The organism is Pseudomonas sp. QL9 (assembly GCF_041409665.1).
In the GTDB taxonomy this organism is placed as follows: domain Bacteria; phylum Pseudomonadota; class Gammaproteobacteria; order Pseudomonadales; family Pseudomonadaceae; genus Pseudomonas; species Pseudomonas knackmussii.
The window spans coordinates 734,991-750,937 of sequence record NZ_CP166971.1; the positions used below are offsets into that span (position 1 = coordinate 734,991).

15 protein-coding genes are annotated in these 15,947 nt (G+C 67.1%); 6 read left to right on the forward strand and 9 right to left on the reverse strand.

Features of this window, described 5'->3' with window-relative positions:
• Positions 1-18: 18 nt before the first annotated feature.
• From ACA097_RS03375 to ACA097_RS03385, 3 genes are read right to left on the reverse strand one after another with little or no spacing between them, the layout of a single operon-like run.
• Positions 19-819 carry a transglutaminase N-terminal domain-containing protein gene (locus tag ACA097_RS03375; RefSeq protein ID WP_371368510.1) on the reverse strand — a complete coding sequence of 267 codons (801 nt, stop codon included), beginning with the start codon at positions 817-819 and terminating at the stop codon, positions 19-21.
• A complete protein-coding gene (locus ACA097_RS03380) occupies positions 816-1,766 on the reverse strand; it encodes an alpha-E domain-containing protein (protein WP_160286471.1) in 951 nt (316 codons plus the stop codon). Before ACA097_RS03380 ends, ACA097_RS03375 begins: the two co-directional genes overlap by 4 nt.
• 1 nt (position 1,767) lies before the next feature.
• Positions 1,768-3,177 (reverse strand): circularly permuted type 2 ATP-grasp protein, encoded by a 1,410-nt coding sequence (locus ACA097_RS03385; protein WP_371368512.1) that lies wholly within the window; start codon positions 3,175-3,177, stop codon positions 1,768-1,770.
• Positions 3,178-3,565: 388 nt separating this feature from the next.
• Between ACA097_RS03385 and ydcS the strand changes: the two genes are divergently transcribed.
• The 5 genes from ydcS to ACA097_RS03410 all read left to right on the forward strand — a co-directional run bounded on the left by ydcS (position 3,566) and on the right by ACA097_RS03410 (position 9,039).
• A complete protein-coding gene (ydcS, locus tag ACA097_RS03390; RefSeq protein ID WP_043251079.1) occupies positions 3,566-4,717 on the forward strand; it encodes a putative ABC transporter substrate-binding protein YdcS in 1,152 nt (383 codons plus the stop codon).
• A gap of 143 nt (positions 4,718-4,860) precedes the next feature.
• Entirely contained in the window at positions 4,861-5,880 is a 1,020-nt protein-coding gene (locus ACA097_RS03395; RefSeq protein WP_160286469.1) for an ABC transporter ATP-binding protein, read from the forward strand.
• Positions 5,877-6,782: an ABC transporter permease gene (locus ACA097_RS03400; protein ID WP_160286468.1), complete on the forward strand. Its 906-nt coding sequence runs from the start codon at positions 5,877-5,879 to the stop codon at positions 6,780-6,782. The genes ACA097_RS03395 and ACA097_RS03400 overlap by 4 nt, the downstream gene beginning before the upstream one ends.
• Positions 6,772-7,578 carry an ABC transporter permease gene (locus ACA097_RS03405; protein ID WP_371368515.1) on the forward strand — a complete coding sequence of 269 codons (807 nt, stop codon included), beginning with the start codon at positions 6,772-6,774 and terminating at the stop codon, positions 7,576-7,578. Before ACA097_RS03400 ends, ACA097_RS03405 begins: the two co-directional genes overlap by 11 nt.
• Before the next feature lie 36 nt (positions 7,579-7,614).
• The gene (locus ACA097_RS03410) at positions 7,615-9,039 is read left to right on the forward strand and encodes a gamma-aminobutyraldehyde dehydrogenase (protein ID WP_160286467.1); all 1,425 of its coding nucleotides are present in this window, start codon (positions 7,615-7,617) and stop codon (positions 9,037-9,039) included.
• Between the two features lie 119 nt (positions 9,040-9,158).
• Here the strand turns inward: ACA097_RS03410 and ACA097_RS03415 are convergent, their stop codons facing one another.
• The 5 genes from ACA097_RS03415 to ACA097_RS03435 form a co-directional block, all read right to left on the reverse strand.
• Complete coding sequence (locus tag ACA097_RS03415; protein WP_371368517.1) at positions 9,159-9,863, reverse strand: type 1 glutamine amidotransferase; 705 nt, start codon at positions 9,861-9,863, stop codon at positions 9,159-9,161.
• 163 nt (positions 9,864-10,026) lie between these two features.
• Positions 10,027-10,371: a ribonuclease E inhibitor RraB gene (locus ACA097_RS03420; RefSeq protein WP_043251069.1), complete on the reverse strand. Its 345-nt coding sequence runs from the start codon at positions 10,369-10,371 to the stop codon at positions 10,027-10,029.
• Positions 10,372-10,700: 329 nt separating this feature from the next.
• Entirely contained in the window at positions 10,701-11,462 is a 762-nt protein-coding gene (locus ACA097_RS03425; protein WP_371368519.1) for an SDR family oxidoreductase, read from the reverse strand.
• Positions 11,462-12,403, reverse strand: coding sequence for an alpha/beta hydrolase (locus ACA097_RS03430; protein WP_043251067.1), 942 nt, complete (start codon positions 12,401-12,403; stop codon positions 11,462-11,464). The genes ACA097_RS03425 and ACA097_RS03430 overlap by 1 nt, the downstream gene beginning before the upstream one ends.
• Positions 12,387-13,862, reverse strand: a complete 1,476-nt coding sequence (locus ACA097_RS03435; RefSeq protein ID WP_371368522.1) for a flavin-containing monooxygenase — start codon at positions 13,860-13,862, stop codon at positions 12,387-12,389. Before ACA097_RS03435 ends, ACA097_RS03430 begins: the two co-directional genes overlap by 17 nt.
• A gap of 163 nt (positions 13,863-14,025) precedes the next feature.
• Here ACA097_RS03435 and ACA097_RS03440 point away from each other — a divergent pair, with 163 nt between their 5' ends.
• The gene (locus ACA097_RS03440; protein ID WP_371368524.1) at positions 14,026-15,042 is read left to right on the forward strand and encodes an AraC family transcriptional regulator; all 1,017 of its coding nucleotides are present in this window, start codon (positions 14,026-14,028) and stop codon (positions 15,040-15,042) included.
• Here the strand turns inward: ACA097_RS03440 and ACA097_RS03445 are convergent.
• Positions 15,039-15,944, reverse strand: a complete 906-nt coding sequence (locus ACA097_RS03445; RefSeq protein WP_043251064.1) for a LysR family transcriptional regulator — start codon at positions 15,942-15,944, stop codon at positions 15,039-15,041. The genes ACA097_RS03440 and ACA097_RS03445 overlap by 4 nt on opposite strands.
• Positions 15,945-15,947 lie beyond the last annotated feature (3 nt).

The window sequence follows — 15,947 nt, forward strand, 5'->3', positions numbered from 1 at the left end:
CAGCCGCGCACAACTGCCCTACTGCTGGGACAAACGCAGCAGCGGCGGTGCCGCCACCCGCGCATGCATCTGCACGCCGATGCCGCCGCCACGGCGCATGCCGCGAACCGGGCAGGCATCGAGATAGTCCAGCCCCACCGCCAGTTTCAGGTGGCGCTCCGGACGCGACAGCTCGTTGGTCACGTCGAAGCTGTACCAGGCGTCGTCCAGCCAGGCTTCAGCCCAGGCGTGGCTGGCCAGGTCCTGGTCGCTGCCCTGGTACAGGTAGCCGGAGACGAAACGCGCCGGTACGCCCAGGCTGCGGGCGCAAGCAAGGAACGCATGGGTGTGGTCCTGGCAGACCCCGGCACCACCGGCGAAGGCTTCCGCCGCTGTGCTGTCGGCATGGGTGACGCCCGGTTGGAACGGCATGCGCTGGTGCAACCCGTGCATCAACGCGATCAGGGCGTCGCGATCCCTGCTCGCACCGCACTGCTCTTCGGCGAAGGCGCACAGGGCGTCATCCGGCATCGTCAGGCGCGTGTAGCGCAGGAACGGCAGCGGCGAATGGCTGTCGTGCTCCGCTTCGCGCTGCTCGTCGATCTCCACCTGGCCCCGGGCGCGGATCACCACCGCCTCGTGGGGCTCGTCGATGCTCAGCACGTGCAGTACGTTGCCGAAGGGGTCGAGCTGCGCCTTCGCCGGGCACGGCAGCGTCAGTTCCCAGCTGAGCACGTGCTGGCGTTCGCTTTCCTGGGGCGTCAGGCGCAGGTACTGGATGCTCGCCCGGACCTGATCCTCGTAGCGGTAGGTGGTGTCGTGGCTGATGGAGAGTTTCATACGACCTCCAGATAGGAACTGTGGATGGCCCGCGCGAGCTGGCGGATCAGCAGGATGAAGTCGGTGAGCCAGGCGTGCAGCCCGCCGTCGAGGATTTCGTCGATCGCCGTGTAGCGCAGGCGAGCGTCCAGCTCGGCGGCCAGGCGCTGCGCCGGGCGGCCGTTGTCGCCCGGCAGCTCGGCGAGAATGCTGTTCAGCTCCTCGGTGCAGGAGCGCAACGAACGCGGCGCCTCGGCGCGCAGCAAGAGCAGTTCGGACACCAGGCGCGCGCCGGGCGAACCGCGATAGAGCTCGTTGTAGGCTTCGAAGGAAGACAGCGCGCGGAGCAAGGCACTCCACTGGTAGTAACCGCGCGCCGAGCTGTCGCTGACCTCCTCGGCCTCTTCGCCGAGCATCTCGTAGCGCGCATCGAGCAGGCGCAAGGTGTTGTCCGCACGCTCGATGAAGGTCCCCAGGCGGATGAAGCTGTAGGCCTCGCCGCGCATGATGGTGCCGTAGGTGGCGCCGCGGAACAGGTGCGAACGCTCCTTCACCCACTCGCAGAAACGGCTGATGCCGTAACGACCGAGCCCTTCCTGGGCGATGCTGCGCATCTCCAGCCAGGTGGCGTTGATGTTCTCCCAGATGTCCGCGGTGATCCGCCCGCGCACCGCGTGGGCATTGCCCCGCGCGGCCTGCAGGCAACGGTAGATGCTCGCTGGGTTGTCCGCGTCGAGGGCGAAGAAGTTCAGCATGCGCTCGGGCTGCATCTGCCCGTGGCGGCTCAGGTAGTCGTCCATGGTCCCGGTGATCAGCAGCGGCATGGCCAGTTCGTCCTTGCCGCCGCCGCGGTCGTCCTGCGGCATGAGGGACAGCGAATAGCTCACGTCGAGCATGCGCGCGAGGTTCTCGGCGCGTTCCAGGTAGCGCGACATCCAGTACAGGTCGGCTGCGGTACGGCTCAGCATCTCAGTCCTCCACCACCCAGGTGTCCTTGGTACCGCCACCTTGTGACGAATTCACGACCAGCGAGCCTTCGCGCAGTGCCACGCGGGTCAGGCCACCGGGCACCAGGCGGGTCTCGCGGCCGGACAGCACGAACGGCCGCAGGTCGATGTGACGCGGCGCGATGCCGCTGTCGACGTAGGTCGGGCAAGTCGACAGGCTCAGCGTCGGCTGCGCGATGTAGGCGTGCGGACGGGCCTTGAGGCGCTCGCGGAAGGCCTCGATTTCCTTGCTCGACGCCGCCGGCCCGACCAGCATGCCGTAGCCGCCGGAACCCTGGGTTTCCTTGACCACCAGCTCGGGCAGGTGCGCCAGCACGTGGGACAGGTCCTGCGGCTTGCGGCACTGCCAGGTCGGCACGTTCTTCAGTATTGGTTCCTCGGAGAGGTAGAAACGCACCATGTCCCCGACGTACGGGTAGATCGACTTGTCGTCGGCCACCCCGGTGCCGATGGCGTTGGCCAGCACCAGGTTGCCGGCGCGATAGGCCGAGAGCAGGCCGGGCACGCCGAGCATCGATTCGGGGTTGAACGCCAGCGGATCGAGGAAGGCGTCATCCAGGCGCCGGTAGATCACGTCCACCGGCCGCGGGCCGGCGGTGGTGCGCATGAAGACGCGCTCGTCGCGGACGAACAAGTCGGCGCCTTCCACCAGCTCCACGCCCATCTCGCGGGCCAGGAAGGCGTGCTCGAAGTAAGCGCTGTTGAAGCGGCCAGGCGTCAGCACCACGACGGCGGGGTTATCCAGCGGGCTTGAGCTGCGCAGGGTGTCCAGCAACAGGTTCGGATAGTGGTCGATGGGCGCCACGCGCTGCTTGGCGAACAGCTCGGGGAACAGCCGCATCATCATCTTGCGGTCCTCGAGCATGTAGCTCACACCGCTGGGCGTGCGCAGGTTGTCCTCGAGCACGTAGTAGCTGCCGTCGGAATCGCGCACCAGGTCGACCCCGGCGATGTGCGCATAGATGTCGCGGTGCAGGTCCAGGCCCTGCATCGCCATCTGGTAGCCCTCGTTGGCCAGCACCTGTTCCGCCGGGATCACCCCGGCCTTGAGGATGCGCTGGTCGTGGTAGAGGTCGGCGAGGAACATGTTCAGCGCGCGCACCCGCTGGATGCAGCCGCGCTCGACCACACGCCATTCGTTCATCGGAATGCTGCGCGGGATGGTGTCGAAGGGGATCAGCCGCTCGGTGCCCTGCTCGTCGCCATAGAGGGTGAAGGTGATGCCGGCGCGGTGGAACAGCAGGTCGGCCTCGCGCCGACGTTGCTCCAGCATCTCGGGCGGCGCGTCGGCCAGCCAGCGGGCGAATTCCTGGTAATGCGTGCGGCACTGGCCGTTCGCATCGTACATCTCGTCGTAGAAAGTGCGGGACATGCCGAACTCCTTGTCGCCAGCGTAGTGCTTGCCGTCGCAAGCCCCGTGCCAGCAGTACAAAACCTTTTTATTCAATGACTTGGAAACGAAGCGCGCGCCCAAGGCCCCACTTTGGTGCAGCTCGCAGGGCACTCCGGCGCCCCCCGCCCTATTTGGCGCCAGTGCCCCTGCGGCTTAGGGAAAGTCTAGGCCACCGCCGCGCCACTCCCCGGCCGACATTGCGCGACACGACCATTGGCCGTAGCGGCCTCGCTTGTAGCCCCCCGGAGGCGCGACTACGCTGGACAAGCGTGTCCTTTTGCCATGACACCCATGCTGTCGCCCTGGTGCCCACCTTCGGCGCGGTCCGGCCGCAGAGGCTCCGAATCCAGATAACAGGAGTCCGATCATGCCCTCCCCGAAACTCGCTCCCCTGGCCTTCGCCATCACCTGCCTGCTCGCCAGCGGCGCCAGCCAGGCGGCCGAAGCCATCAAGCAGGTCGGCGCCGCCGAAGGCGCGCTCGACATCATTGCCTGGCCCGGTTACATCGAACGCGGCGAGAGCGACAAGAACTACGACTGGGTAACCCCCTTCGAGAAGGAGACCGGCTGCAAGGTCAACGTGAAGACCGCCGCCACCTCCGACGAGATGGTCAGCCTGATGGCCAAGGGCGGTTACGACCTGGTCACCGCGTCCGGCGACGCTTCGCTGCGGCTGGTCTACGGCAAGCGCGTGCAGCCGATCAACACGGCGCTGATTCCCAACTGGAAGAACGTCGACCCGCGCCTGCAGAACGCGCCCTGGCACACGGTGAACAACGAGCACTACGGCACGCCCTACCAGTGGGGCCCGAACGTGCTGATGTACAGCAGCAAGGTCTTCCCCAAGGCGCCGGACAGCTGGGCCGTGGTGTTCAAGGAGCAGAACCTGCCCGACGGCAAGAGCAACAAGGGCCGCGTGCAGGCCTATGACGGGCCGATCTACATCGCCGACGCCGCCGTCTACCTGAAGGCCACCGAGCCGTCGCTGGGGATAAAGGACCCCTATGAGCTTAACGAGGAGCAGTACGCCGCCGTGCTCAAGCTGCTGCGCGCGCAGCACGCCCTGGTCCACCGCTACTGGCACGACGCGACCGTGCAGATGAGCGATTTCAAGAATGAAGGTGTGGCGGCCTCCGGCTCCTGGCCGTACCAGGTAAACGCGCTGCAGGGCGAGAAACAGCCGATCGCCTCGACCATTCCCAAGGAAGGGGTCACCGGCTGGGCCGACACCACCATGATGCACGTCGACGCCAAGCACCCGAACTGCGCCTACAAGTGGCTGAACTGGTCGCTGGAACCGAAGGTCCAGGGCGACGTCGCCGCCTGGTTCGGCTCGGTTCCGGCCGCGCCGGACGGCTGCAAGGCCAGCACCCTGCTCGGCGCCACGGGCTGCGCCACCAACGGCTTCGACCAGTTCGAGAAGATCGCCTTCTGGAAGACCCCGCAGTCGGCCGGCGGCAAGTTCGTGCCCTATAGCCGCTGGACCCAGGACTACATCGCGATCATGGGCGGCCGCTAAGACCTAGAGCCTTCGCGAGCAAGCTCGCTCCTACGAAAAGCGCTTCGACTGTAGGAGCGAGCGTGCTCGCGAACCCCGCGCCCCGCTCGTACGCCCCCCATGCGCTACCTTTTCTGAAAGACAGCAGCCACGCGGGTATCCCCATGACCACAGCCGTCCAGTTCACCGACGTGAGCCGCCACTACGGGGACGTGAAGGCCGTCGACCGGGTGTCCATCGAGATCCGTGATGGCGAGTTCTTCTCCATGCTCGGCCCCTCCGGTTCCGGCAAGACCACCTGCCTGCGCCTGATCGCCGGCTTCGAGCAGCCCAGCGCCGGCTCCATCCGCATCCACGGCGAGGAAGCCGCCGGGCTGCCGCCCTACGAGCGCGACGTAAATACCGTGTTTCAGGACTACGCGCTCTTCCCGCACATGAACGTGCTGGAAAACGTCGCCTACGGCCTGAAGGTGAAAGGTGTGGCCAAGGCCGAACGCCTGGCCCGCGCCGAAGAGGCTCTTGCGATGGTCGCCCTCGGCGGTTACGGCGGCCGCAAGCCGGCCCAGCTCTCCGGTGGCCAGCGCCAGCGCGTGGCCCTGGCCCGCGCACTGGTGAATCGCCCGCGCGTGCTGCTGCTCGACGAACCGCTCGGTGCGCTCGACCTCAAGCTGCGCGAACAGATGCAGGTGGAACTGAAGAAACTGCAGCGCCAGCTCGGCATCACCTTCATCTTCGTGACCCATGACCAGGGTGAAGCGCTATCGATGTCCGACCGCGTGGCCGTGTTCAACAAGGGCCGCATCGAGCAGGTCGACACCCCGCGCAATCTCTACATGAAGCCGGCCACGCCCTTCGTCGCCGAGTTCGTCGGCACCGCCAACGTGCTGCGCGGCGAGGTTGCCCAGCGCCTGCTCGGCCAGCCCGGCGCCTGGTCGCTGCGCCCGGAGCACGTGCGCTTCGGCGCGGCGGCGGATGGCGAACTGCAGGTCAGCGGCACCCTGCTCGACGTGCAGTACCTGGGCGCCGCCAGCCGCTACGAAATCGCCCTGGACGACGGCGGCCGGCTGGTCGCCGCGCTGCCCAACAGCGAGCGTGACGAGCATCGTCCGCAACCTGGCGAATCGGTGCGTGCATGCTGGGCCCGCAGCGCACTGGTGCCGTTGCGCGAGGAACCGCTGCCATGATGCGCGCGCTCTCCAGCTTCCTTTACCGGCGCAGCACGCTCTACCTGCTGATGCTGCTGATCCCGCCGCTGCTGTGGTTCGGCGTGATCTACATCGGTTCGCTGTTTGCCCTGCTCTGGCAGAGCTTCTACACCTTCGACGACTTCACCATGGCGGTGACGCCGGACCTGACCCTGGCCAACTACAAGGCGCTGTTCAACCCGGCCAACTACGACATCGTCCTGCGCACCCTGGGCATGGCCGTGGCGGTTTCGCTGGCCAGCGCCATCCTCGCCTTCCCCATCGCCTACTACATGGCGCGCTTCGCCGGGCCGAAGGAGAAAGCCTTCTTCTACATCGCCGTGATGCTGCCGATGTGGGCCAGCTACATCGTCAAGGCCTACGCCTGGACGGTGATCCTGGCCAAGGGCGGCATCCTCTACTGGGTGATCGAGAAGCTGCACCTGGTCGGCCTGCTCAACCTGCTGCTGCAGGTGCCGGCGGTAGGCGGCAACACCCTTTCGACCTCCCACCTCGGGCGCTTCTGGGTGTTCACCTACATCTGGCTGCCGTTCATGATCCTGCCGATCCAGGCCGCCCTGGAGCGCCTACCGCCCTCGCTGCTTCAGGCCAGCGCCGACCTCGGCGCGCATCCGCGGCAGACCTTCGTCCAGGTCATCCTGCCGCTGTCCTTCCCGGGCGTGGTGGCCGGCTCGATCTTCACCTTCAGCCTGACCCTGGGCGACTTCATCATTCCCCAATTGATCGGCCCAAGCGGGCTGTTCATCGGCAGCATGGTCTACGTGCAGCAGGGCGCGATCGGCAACATGCCGCTGGCCGCCGCCTTCACCCTGGTGCCCATCGTGCTGATCGCCGTCTACCTGTCCATCGCCAAGCGGCTGGGGGCCTTCGATGCACTCTGAACGCCCCTCCTGGTTCCTGCGCCTAGCCGCCTGGGGCGGGTTGGTGTTCCTGCACTTCCCGATCCTGGTGATCCTGCTCTACGCCTTCAACACCGAGGACGCCGCCTACAGCTTCCCGCTACAGGGCTTCACCCTGCGCTGGTTCGCCGAGGCCGCGCAGCGCGGCGATGTGCTCGACTCCATCTGGCTGTCGCTGAAGATCGCCGCCATCGCCACCCTGATCGCCATGGTCCTGGGCACCCTGGCTGCCGGCGCGCTGTATCGCCGCGACTTCTTCGGCAAGGAAGGCATCTCGCTGATGCTGATCCTGCCCATCGCCCTGCCCGGCATCATCACCGGTATCGCCCTGCTCTCGGCGTTCAAGACCCTCGGCATCGAGCCTGGCATGCTGACCATCGTCATCGGCCACGCGACCTTCTGCGTGGTGATCGTCTACAACAACGTGATCGCGCGCTTCCGCCGCACCTCGTTCAGCCTGATCGAGGCCTCGATGGACCTGGGTGCCGACGGCTGGCAGACCTTCCGCTACGTGATCCTGCCGAACATCGCCACCGCCCTGCTCGCCGGCGGCATGCTGGCCTTCGCGCTGTCCTTCGACGAGATCATCGTCACCACCTTCACCGCCGGCCACGAACGCACCCTGCCGCTGTGGCTGCTCAACCAGCTGACCCGCCCGCGCGACGTGCCCATCACCAACGTCGTCGCCATGCTGGTGATGCTCGCCACCATGCTGCCGATCCTCGGGGCCTACTACCTGACCCGCGGCACCAGCGACGTCGCCGGCGGCGGCAAGTGAAACCGTCCCTGCCCCATTAGCCAGAGGAGCCCCGTGATGCAAACCAAACTGCTGATCAACGGCCACTTCGTCGCCGGCGAAGGCGAGAAGCTGGACATCCTCAACCCCTCCACCGGCGAGGTCATCGGCCAGATCGCCGAAGCCACCGAAGCCCAGGTGGACATCGCCGTGCGCGCCGCGGACGCCGCCTTCGACAGTTGGTCGCAAACCACGCCGAAAGACCGCGCGATGCTCCTGCTGCGCCTGGCCGACCGCATCGAGGAACACGGCGAGGAGCTTGCCCGCCTGGAATCGCAGAACTGCGGCAAGCCCTATGCCGCCGCGCTGAACGACGAGATCCCGGCCATCGCCGACGTGTTCCGCTTCTTCGCCGGCGCCAGCCGCTGCCTGCACGGCTCGGCGGCGGGCGAATACCTGCCCGGCTTCACCTCGATGATCCGCCGCGACCCGGTGGGCGTGATCGCCTCCATCGCGCCCTGGAACTACCCGCTGATGATGGCCGCCTGGAAACTAGGCCCGGCACTGGCGGCGGGCAACTGCGTGGTGCTCAAGCCCTCCGAGCAGACGCCGCTGACCGCCCTGCGCCTGGCCGAGTTCATCGCCGAACTCTTCCCCGCCGGGGTGGTGAACATGGTCTTCGGCCGCGGCCCGACGGTGGGCAGCCCGCTGGTCAACCACCGGCTGGTGCGCATGGTCTCGCTGACCGGCTCGGTGGGCACCGGCAAGGCGATCATCCGCAGCGCCGCCGACAGCGTGAAACGCCTGCACATGGAACTGGGCGGCAAGGCCCCGGTGATCGTCTTCGACGATGCGGACCTCGCCGACGTGGTCGCCGGCATCCGCACCTTCGGCTTCTACAACGCAGGCCAAGACTGCACCGCCGCCTGCCGCATCTACGCCGGGCGCAAGATCTACGACAACTTCGTCGCTGACCTCGCCAGCGCTGTGTCGAGCCTGAAGACCGGCCTGCAGGACGACCCGAATACCGAGCTCGGCCCGCTGATCACCGCGTCCCAGCGCGACCGGGTTTCCGGCTTCGTCGAGCGGGCCAAGGCGAGCCCGCACATCAAGATCGCCACTGGCGGAGGCCCGGTGGCCGGCAAGGGCTTCTTCTACCAGCCGACGGTGGTCGCCAACGCCCTGCAGGACGATGAGATCGTTCGCAACGAAGTGTTCGGCCCGGTGGTGTCGGTGACGCCGTTCAGCGACGCCGACGAAGCCATTCGCTGGGCCAACGATTCCGAGTACGGCCTTGCCTCCTCGGTGTGGACCCGCGACGTGGGCCGCGCCTCAAGAGTGGCGGCGCGCCTGCAGTACGGCTGCACCTGGGTGAACACCCACTTCATGCTCTGCAGCGAAATGCCCCACGGCGGCTTCAAGCAGTCCGGCTACGGCAAGGACCTGTCGATGTACGGCCTGGAGGACTACACGGTGGCCCGGCACATCATGTTCAAGCATTGAGGCGCCGAGGCTTTTTGCAGGAGCGGATCTTATCCGCGAAATTCCTGTGCAAATGTTGCCTGTAGGAGCGGCCCATGGCCGCGAAATCGCGGACAAGCTCCGCTCCTACAGGGAGGGGATCAAACCAACTCTGCCAGCTTCAGCCAATGGGCGTAGAACCCTTCGGCCACGTGGTTCAGCTCGGCCACCTTGCGTGGCAGTTCGTCGAGCATTACTTCCGCGCTTTCCTGGCTCGGCTGGCTCGGGTCGAGGTATTCCGGCCAACCGTGGATCCAGCCGCTGACCAGTTCCTCGGTCATCTCCGGATGGCCCTGCAGGCCGAGGATGAAGCCGCCCCAGGAGAAGCCCTGGTTGGCGCACCAGGGGCTGGACAGCAGGTACTCGGCGCCTTCGGGCAGGTCGAAGCTGTCGCCGTGCCATTGGTAGATTGGAAATTCCTCGGGCAGGTGCGCGAGCCAGGGGCTCTGCGATTCCAGGCGGCGCATCGGCTGCCAGCCCATTTCCGTGTAGCCCTGGTGGCGGATACCGGCGCCCAATGCCTTGGCCAGCAGCTGGCCGCCAAGGCAGTGGCCGATCATCGGCACGCGGCGCTCGATGAAGCGCTGCAGCGCGGCGATCTCGGTGCGCAGCCAGGGCAGGTCGTCGTTCACGCTCATCGGCCCGCCCATGATGGCGACCGCGCGAGGGCGTTCCAGGTCGTAGCCATCCAGTTCGCCGTGGTCGGCGCGGCGAACCTCGAAGGCCAGGTTGGCGCGATCGAGCACGCAGGCCAGGTGGCCCGGCGGGCAGAAATCGGCGTGGGTGAGAATCAGGATATCGGTCATGCGTACCTCCGCGCGGCAGTCTGCCGCAAAAGGCACGTGACCATAACCCCCCGCGTGCCCGCATGCTGGCCGTGCCGCCCTCCGGCGGCACGGCGCATTCAGGTTTACGGGAGTGGGAAGCCACCGGTCGTTCGGACCAGGCGGCGCAACGAAAGATGGTCGATCAGGGGTGCAGCAGGCTGGAGACTTCCTGGGTCACGCCCCAGCCATCGAGAACACCGCCCAGCGGCGCAACGACTTCCTCCAGGTCGTGCTCGAACGCGCCTATGGCGGCATGGGTGGCGAACATCACCTTGCTGATCTGCAGGTTCCAGCCGCCGTCATCGCGGGCTTCGACCTGGGCTCTCATGGACTCGCCGCGAAACTGTCGTGCGGCCTGGCGGGCATTCTGTTCATCGGAAAAGATGGCGAAGAAGTCGATGGGATGAATGCGGGCGAAATCGAAGCCGCCCTCCTTCATCCGACGGAGCACATTGACGCTGATATCCTCCGAGAGGGGCTTTTCCATGGTACGCACCTCCTTTCGAGACGGTCAGGGTTTCACCTAGTTTCCCCGCCTGACCCTGCGTGGCTGACGGCCGGGCGCATGGGGCGGGCACCTTGCAGTGCCTCAGGAAACGCCAAAATGAATCAAAGCCCTCCAATTGACTGCAAATTTCAGTGAACGTGCTGGGAAACGCGAACTTTCAGCCCAGTGCGACGCAGCCAACAGTTTCAGCGTAGCGCCATTGCCGGCCACTTGCCGCCCCGCGCGTCAATCCGCCCGTCCGGCGGCGACGGGCGGCAAGCCCGTACCGCCGGGCGCAACCCGATGCGGCGGCCATCCGAGGCTGGAAACTAGTCGCGGCTGAGCCAGGCCATCACCCAGCGGTTGAGCGCCGGCGGCGAAACCTGCCCGGACCAGTACAGCGCCTTGAACAGCGCGCCTATCGGCCGATGCACCCCGCCGCTATTGGCCTGGCGCCAGGCCGCCTCGGCGATGTCCTCGGCGCCCAGGCGCATGCACAGGCGGCGCAGCACCGGCGGCTCGTAGCTCTGCCCGGTGACCATGGGCGTGCGCACGAAGGGTGGCATCAGGTCGGCGACGCGGATGCCGTGCTTGCGCCACTCCAGCTCCAGCGCCTCGGTCAGGCCGCGCACGGCGAACTTCGAGGCCGAATAGGTGGCCATTTCCGGCACGCCATAGAGCCCCGAGGCGGAGCCCATGTTGAGCACCTGCGCACCCGGCGTCGCCTTGAGGAAGGGATAAGCAGCATGGCAGCAGTTCAGCAGCCCCTGGACGTTGATCGCCAGCAGCCGGCCATGGTCTTCCAGCGGGATGTCCTCGAAGCGGCCGAAGCGCAGCACGCCGGCGCAATTGAAGAGGAGACGCAGCCGGCCATCGCAGCTGTCGGCGAAGTCCCCGACGGCATCGCGCACCGCCTGCGCATCGGTGACATCGAGCACGCGCCACCAGGCTTCGCCCAGTTCGCTGGCAAGCCGCTGCAGCGCCTCGCCATTCATATCCAGCAACCCCACGCGCCAGCCGCGCGCCTGGAAGATGCGTGCGCTGGCGGCACCGATTCCCGATGCCGCTCCGGTGATCAGAATGCTCTGCATCAGGCCTCTCCCTGCCATTGTCGGGAAAGGAACCCGGCGACTTCGCCCAGCGCGCGGTCGGCGATATCCAGCACGCCGGCGTGGGCCTGGAAGACATGCCAGCAATCGCGATAGCGCTGCAGCTCGACCGCCACGCCCTGGCGATACGCAGCTTCAGCCAGGCGCAGGCTGTCATTGCGCAGCACTTCGTCCTCACCGACTTGGATCAGCAACGGCGGCAGACCGGCAAGGTCGGCAAACACCGGCGACAGCAGCGCCGAATCGAGCGGTACCTGCGGCGGGCAGAACAGCCCAACGGCCTGCTCGACCCAGGCGCGGCTGATCAGCGGATCGCCGGCTGGCGGCTGGTGCCACTGCTTGCAGGTGACGTCGGTGACCGGCGAGAACACCACCAGCGCCGCCGGCAATGGCAGGCCGCGTTCCTTCAGCGCCAAGGCCAGTTGCAGGGTCAGGTGGCCGCCGGCCGAGTCGCCGGCGATCGCCAGCTTCTTCGGGTCCTGCCCGCGCTCGAGCAACGCCTGGTAGACCGCCAGGGCATCTTCCAGGGGCGCCGGAAAGCGATATTCGGGGGCCAGGCGATAGTCCGCAGCGCAAACTGCCGCACCGCTCAGGCGGGCCAGGTTGCAGGTGATCGCCCGGTGGGTAGCCGGCGAGCCGACCAGATACGCCCCGCCATGCAGGTAGAGCAGCGTGCGCCCGCCATCGAAACCGACCCGCTGCCACTCGCAGGCCACGCCGGCGATGATCTCGTCGCTGCGCGTCACCCCCCGCGGCGTGAGCGTTGCCGCGGTGAGCGCATTGAGTACGCGACGCTGCCAGGCGACCGGCACGGACGGACGCATCAACCCACGGAACAGCAGGCGCAACGCACCGCGCAGGAAACCGCTCAGCAGGCGCTGGGAACGGCTCGGTGGCGGCGAGAACTCAACGGGTGCAGTCATAGTCGGCGAACTCCGGCTGTTGGGTCTGACGGCGGTAGAGGAAGGTGTAGCCCGGCCAGTTGTTGGTGTTGCGCCCGCTGGCGGTCTTGTACCAGCTGTCGCAACCGCTCTCCCAGACCGTGTGCTGCAGCGAGTGCTGCAGGCGCCGGTTGTAGGCGCTCTGCACCTCGGCCTTCACGTCCAGGTAGCGCAAGCCCTGCTCGCGCAGGCGCTTCAGGCAGGCGAGCACGTAGGGGAACTGGCTTTCCAGCATGTAGACGATGGAGTTGTGGCCGAGGTTGGTGTTCGGCCCATAGAGGATGAACAGATTGGGGAAGCCGCTGACGCTGATGCCCTTGTAGGCCTCCGCGCCAGCCGCCCAGGCCTGCTCCAGCCAGCGCCCGCCAAGGCCCTGGATGCGCATCGGCGCGAGGAAATCGGTGGCGGCGAACCCGGTGCCGAAGATGATCACGTCTACCGGATGACGCTGTCCGTCCTGGGTGACTACGGCGTCATCGGTCACCTCGCGGATGCCTTGGTCGACCACCCGCACGTTGTCCCGCGCCAGTGCCGGGTAATAGTCATTGCTGATCAGGATGCGCTTGCAGCCCAGCGGGTAGTCGGGGATCAACCGCTGGCGCAGCTGCGCGTCGGCAATGCCTCGACGCAGGTGCCAGTAGAAGTTCAGACGCATCAGCTTCATCAGCGGCGGGAAGGTGGCGAAGGCCAGCACCCGCGACTCGTGCTGGATGTACTTCAGGCCACGGTCCAGGCGCTGCAGCCAGGAGAAGCGTGCCTTGATCCGACGCTCCCAGTCGGCATAGGGGCGGTCCGGCTTGGCGATCACGTAGGGCGCGCTGCGCTGGAACAGCAGCAACTCGCTGACCTTGGGTGCGATCTGCGGAACGAACTGGATGGCGCTGGCGCCGGTGCCGATCACCGCCACGCGCTTGCCGCGCAGCTCGACCTGATGGTCCCAGCGCGCCGAATGGAAGGCCTTGCCGCGAAAGTTGTCGAGTCCGGATATGCGCGGGTACGCCGGCCGGCTCAACTGGCCGGTGGCGCAGACCAACGCCTGAGCGCGCAGCTCCTGACCATCGGCGCAGCGCACCGACCACAGCCCGTCGGCCTCGCTGAACTGCGCCTCCACAGCCTCGCAACCAAAGCGTATGCGCTGGCGCAGGCCGTACTTGTCCGCGCAGTGGCGCAGGTAGCCGAGGATTTCCGCCTGCGGCGCGTACTTGCGCGTCCAGTCGGCCTTGGGCTCGAAGGAAAAGGAATACAGGTGCGAAGGCACGTCGCAGGCGGCGCCGGGATAGCTGTTCTCGCGCCAGACGCCGCCGACATCGGCGGCCTTCTCGAGGATCAGGTAGTCGTGGATGCCGGCCTGCTGCAGGCGGATTGCCAGGCCGATGCCGCCGAAGCCGGCGCCGATGATCAGCACGCGCAAGGGTGCCGGATCACGGGAATTGTTGTGCATTGTTGTGCTCCCGATTTAGCTGCTCGAAGGCGCCGCTGTGTGCGCCTTCGTCACCCGCCCCGCTGGCGGATGAGCATAGGCTAGTGGCCTGCGCCCCGCGGGTTTATGGCATAGTCGGACATTAAGTTGTGATTTCCGGACAATCACTCGGAGCCCTCGCGCCATGCCCGACGCCCTCCCCTGGTCGCCCCGCCGCAGCGCCATCAGCGTGCAGCTGCTTACGCAGTTCGGCCTCGACCATGGCCTGGACCTCGACGCCTGCCTGCTGGGCAGCGGCCTCAGCCTGGCGCAGCTAGCCGAGCCCGGCGGCGAGATCGAGGCGAGCCAGGAGCTGCAGGTCCTGGGCAACCTGGCCAAGCACCTGCACCCAGCCCCCGGCAGCGGCCTGCTGGCCGGCCTGCGCTACCACCTGAACGTCTATGGCATCTGGGGCTTCGCCCTGCTCAGCAGCCCGACCCTGCGCAGCGCTGCCCTGCTCGGCCTGCGCTACCTGGGCCTGACATTCGTGTTCACCCAGCTGCGCCTGGAGGAGTTCGACGGCGAGGCGCACGCACTGATCGACGACAGCGCGCTGCCGGAGGGCCTGCAAACCTTCGTCCGCGACCGCGACCTGGGCGGCACCCTGCGCATCCTGCAAGACCTGATCAACGGCCCACTGCCGATTCTCCGCGCCGAGCTGCGAGGCCCCGCGCCTGTCGACTGCAGCCTCTACCGGGAGCAACTGGGCGTGCTGCCGACCTTCGGCGCGCCGGAAAACCGTATCGTCATCGATGCCCGCGTGCTCGACCGCCCGCTCCCCGGCGCCAATCCGGGCGTGGCCCGGCACTGCGAGGAGCAATGCCGCGCCCTGCTCGCACAGCGCCTGGAGCGCGGCGGCTTCGCCGGACGCATCCGCGACCGCCTGCTACGTACGCCGGGGCGCCTGCCGGACATGGAACAGGTCGCCGAGGAGCTGCATATGACTTCGCGCACCCTGCGCCGCCGCCTGCAGGACGAAGGCAGCAGCTACCGCGCCCTGCTCGACGAAGTGCGTCAGGCGCTGGCCGAGGAACTGCTGGCGACCGGCGCCATCCGCCTGGAAGAAATCGCCGAGCGCCTGGGCTATGGCGAGGCGTCGAACTTCATCCACGCCTTCAAGCGCTGGAAGGGCGTGCCGCCCGGGCGCTTCCGCGACCGCTAGCTCCCGATTTGCCCCAGCACTGCCTCCAGATGCTCGATGAAAGCGAGAATCTTGCGTGTGGCGCGGCGATGGCTGGGGTAAACGGCAAGGATCTGCTGGCCGAAGGCGTCCGGGTCGAAGCGGTAGTCATCCAGCACGCTGACCAGGCGGCCGTCGCGCAGGTAGGGCCAGGCGCTCCATAGCGGGCAAGGCATCACCCCGCGCCCCTTCAGGCAGGCGGCCAGCAGCAGTTCGTGGTTATCGCTGACCAGGCGCCCCTCGCGCGGGATGGAAAGGCGCTCGCCGCCACGCTCGAACCACCAGTGCGTGTCCAGCGCCGGGTGCCAGTACATGAGGCGGTCATGCGCGAGCAACTCCTCCGGATGCTGGGGTGCGCCGCGCTGCGCCAGGTACGCAGGGCTGGCACAGAGCACCAGGCGATTCTCCGCCAACGGCCGCACGATCAGCCCCGGCAGGTTGCTGTGGCCCATGCGCAGGGCGAGGTCGTAGCGACCGTCGAGCATGTCCACGTAGCTGTCGCTCAGGTCCACCTGCAGGCGCAGCTCGGGATGCCGGTCGAGGAAGTCGGTGCAGGCATCATTGAGAAACGCCGAACCGAAGGCCAGCGGCGCCGTGACACGCAGGCCGCCGCGCAAGCTGTGCTGCAGCTGGGTGATTTCCTCGGCGGTCTCGTGCATGCGCGCCAGCACCTCGCGGGCGCTGTCCAGGTAGAGCTGGCCAGCCTCGGTCAACGCCATGCTGCGGGTTGTCCGCTCGAACAATCGCGTGCCCAGGCTGCCCTCCAGTTGGCCGATGGCCTTGGTCACCGCCGAGGGCGTGCGCCCGAACTGCTCGGCCGCGCGGCTGAAGCTGCCGGTCTCGGCGCAGGCGACGAACAGCGAAAGGTGGCTGAGCCTGTCCATTTT

What these genes read in the sequence shown, in the direction of transcription:
- ACA097_RS03375 (WP_371368510.1), bottom strand. Translation starts at nt 819, where the DNA reads ATGAAACTCTCCATCAGCCACGACACCACCTACCGCTACGAGGATCAG.
- ACA097_RS03420 (WP_043251069.1), bottom strand. Translation starts at nt 10,371, where the DNA reads ATGGAAAAGCCCCTCTCGGAGGATATCAGCGTCAATGTGCTCCGTCGG.
- ACA097_RS03430 (WP_043251067.1), bottom strand. Translation starts at nt 12,403, where the DNA reads ATGACTGCACCCGTTGAGTTCTCGCCGCCACCGAGCCGTTCCCAGCGC.
- ACA097_RS03440 (WP_371368524.1), top strand. Translation starts at nt 14,026, where the DNA reads ATGCCCGACGCCCTCCCCTGGTCGCCCCGCCGCAGCGCCATCAGCGTG.
- ACA097_RS03405 (WP_371368515.1), top strand. Translation starts at nt 6,772, where the DNA reads ATGCACTCTGAACGCCCCTCCTGGTTCCTGCGCCTAGCCGCCTGGGGC.
- ACA097_RS03380 (WP_160286471.1), bottom strand. Translation starts at nt 1,766, where the DNA reads ATGCTGAGCCGTACCGCAGCCGACCTGTACTGGATGTCGCGCTACCTG.
- ACA097_RS03435 (WP_371368522.1), bottom strand. Translation starts at nt 13,862, where the DNA reads ATGCACAACAATTCCCGTGATCCGGCACCCTTGCGCGTGCTGATCATC.
- ACA097_RS03410 (WP_160286467.1), top strand. Translation starts at nt 7,615, where the DNA reads ATGCAAACCAAACTGCTGATCAACGGCCACTTCGTCGCCGGCGAAGGC.
- ydcS (WP_043251079.1), top strand. Translation starts at nt 3,566, where the DNA reads ATGCCCTCCCCGAAACTCGCTCCCCTGGCCTTCGCCATCACCTGCCTG.
- ACA097_RS03385 (WP_371368512.1), bottom strand. Translation starts at nt 3,177, where the DNA reads ATGTCCCGCACTTTCTACGACGAGATGTACGATGCGAACGGCCAGTGC.
- ACA097_RS03395 (WP_160286469.1), top strand. Translation starts at nt 4,861, where the DNA reads ATGACCACAGCCGTCCAGTTCACCGACGTGAGCCGCCACTACGGGGAC.
- ACA097_RS03445 (WP_043251064.1), bottom strand. Translation starts at nt 15,944, where the DNA reads ATGGACAGGCTCAGCCACCTTTCGCTGTTCGTCGCCTGCGCCGAGACC.
- ACA097_RS03425 (WP_371368519.1), bottom strand. Translation starts at nt 11,462, where the DNA reads ATGCAGAGCATTCTGATCACCGGAGCGGCATCGGGAATCGGTGCCGCC.
- ACA097_RS03400 (WP_160286468.1), top strand. Translation starts at nt 5,877, where the DNA reads ATGATGCGCGCGCTCTCCAGCTTCCTTTACCGGCGCAGCACGCTCTAC.
- ACA097_RS03415 (WP_371368517.1), bottom strand. Translation starts at nt 9,863, where the DNA reads ATGACCGATATCCTGATTCTCACCCACGCCGATTTCTGCCCGCCGGGC.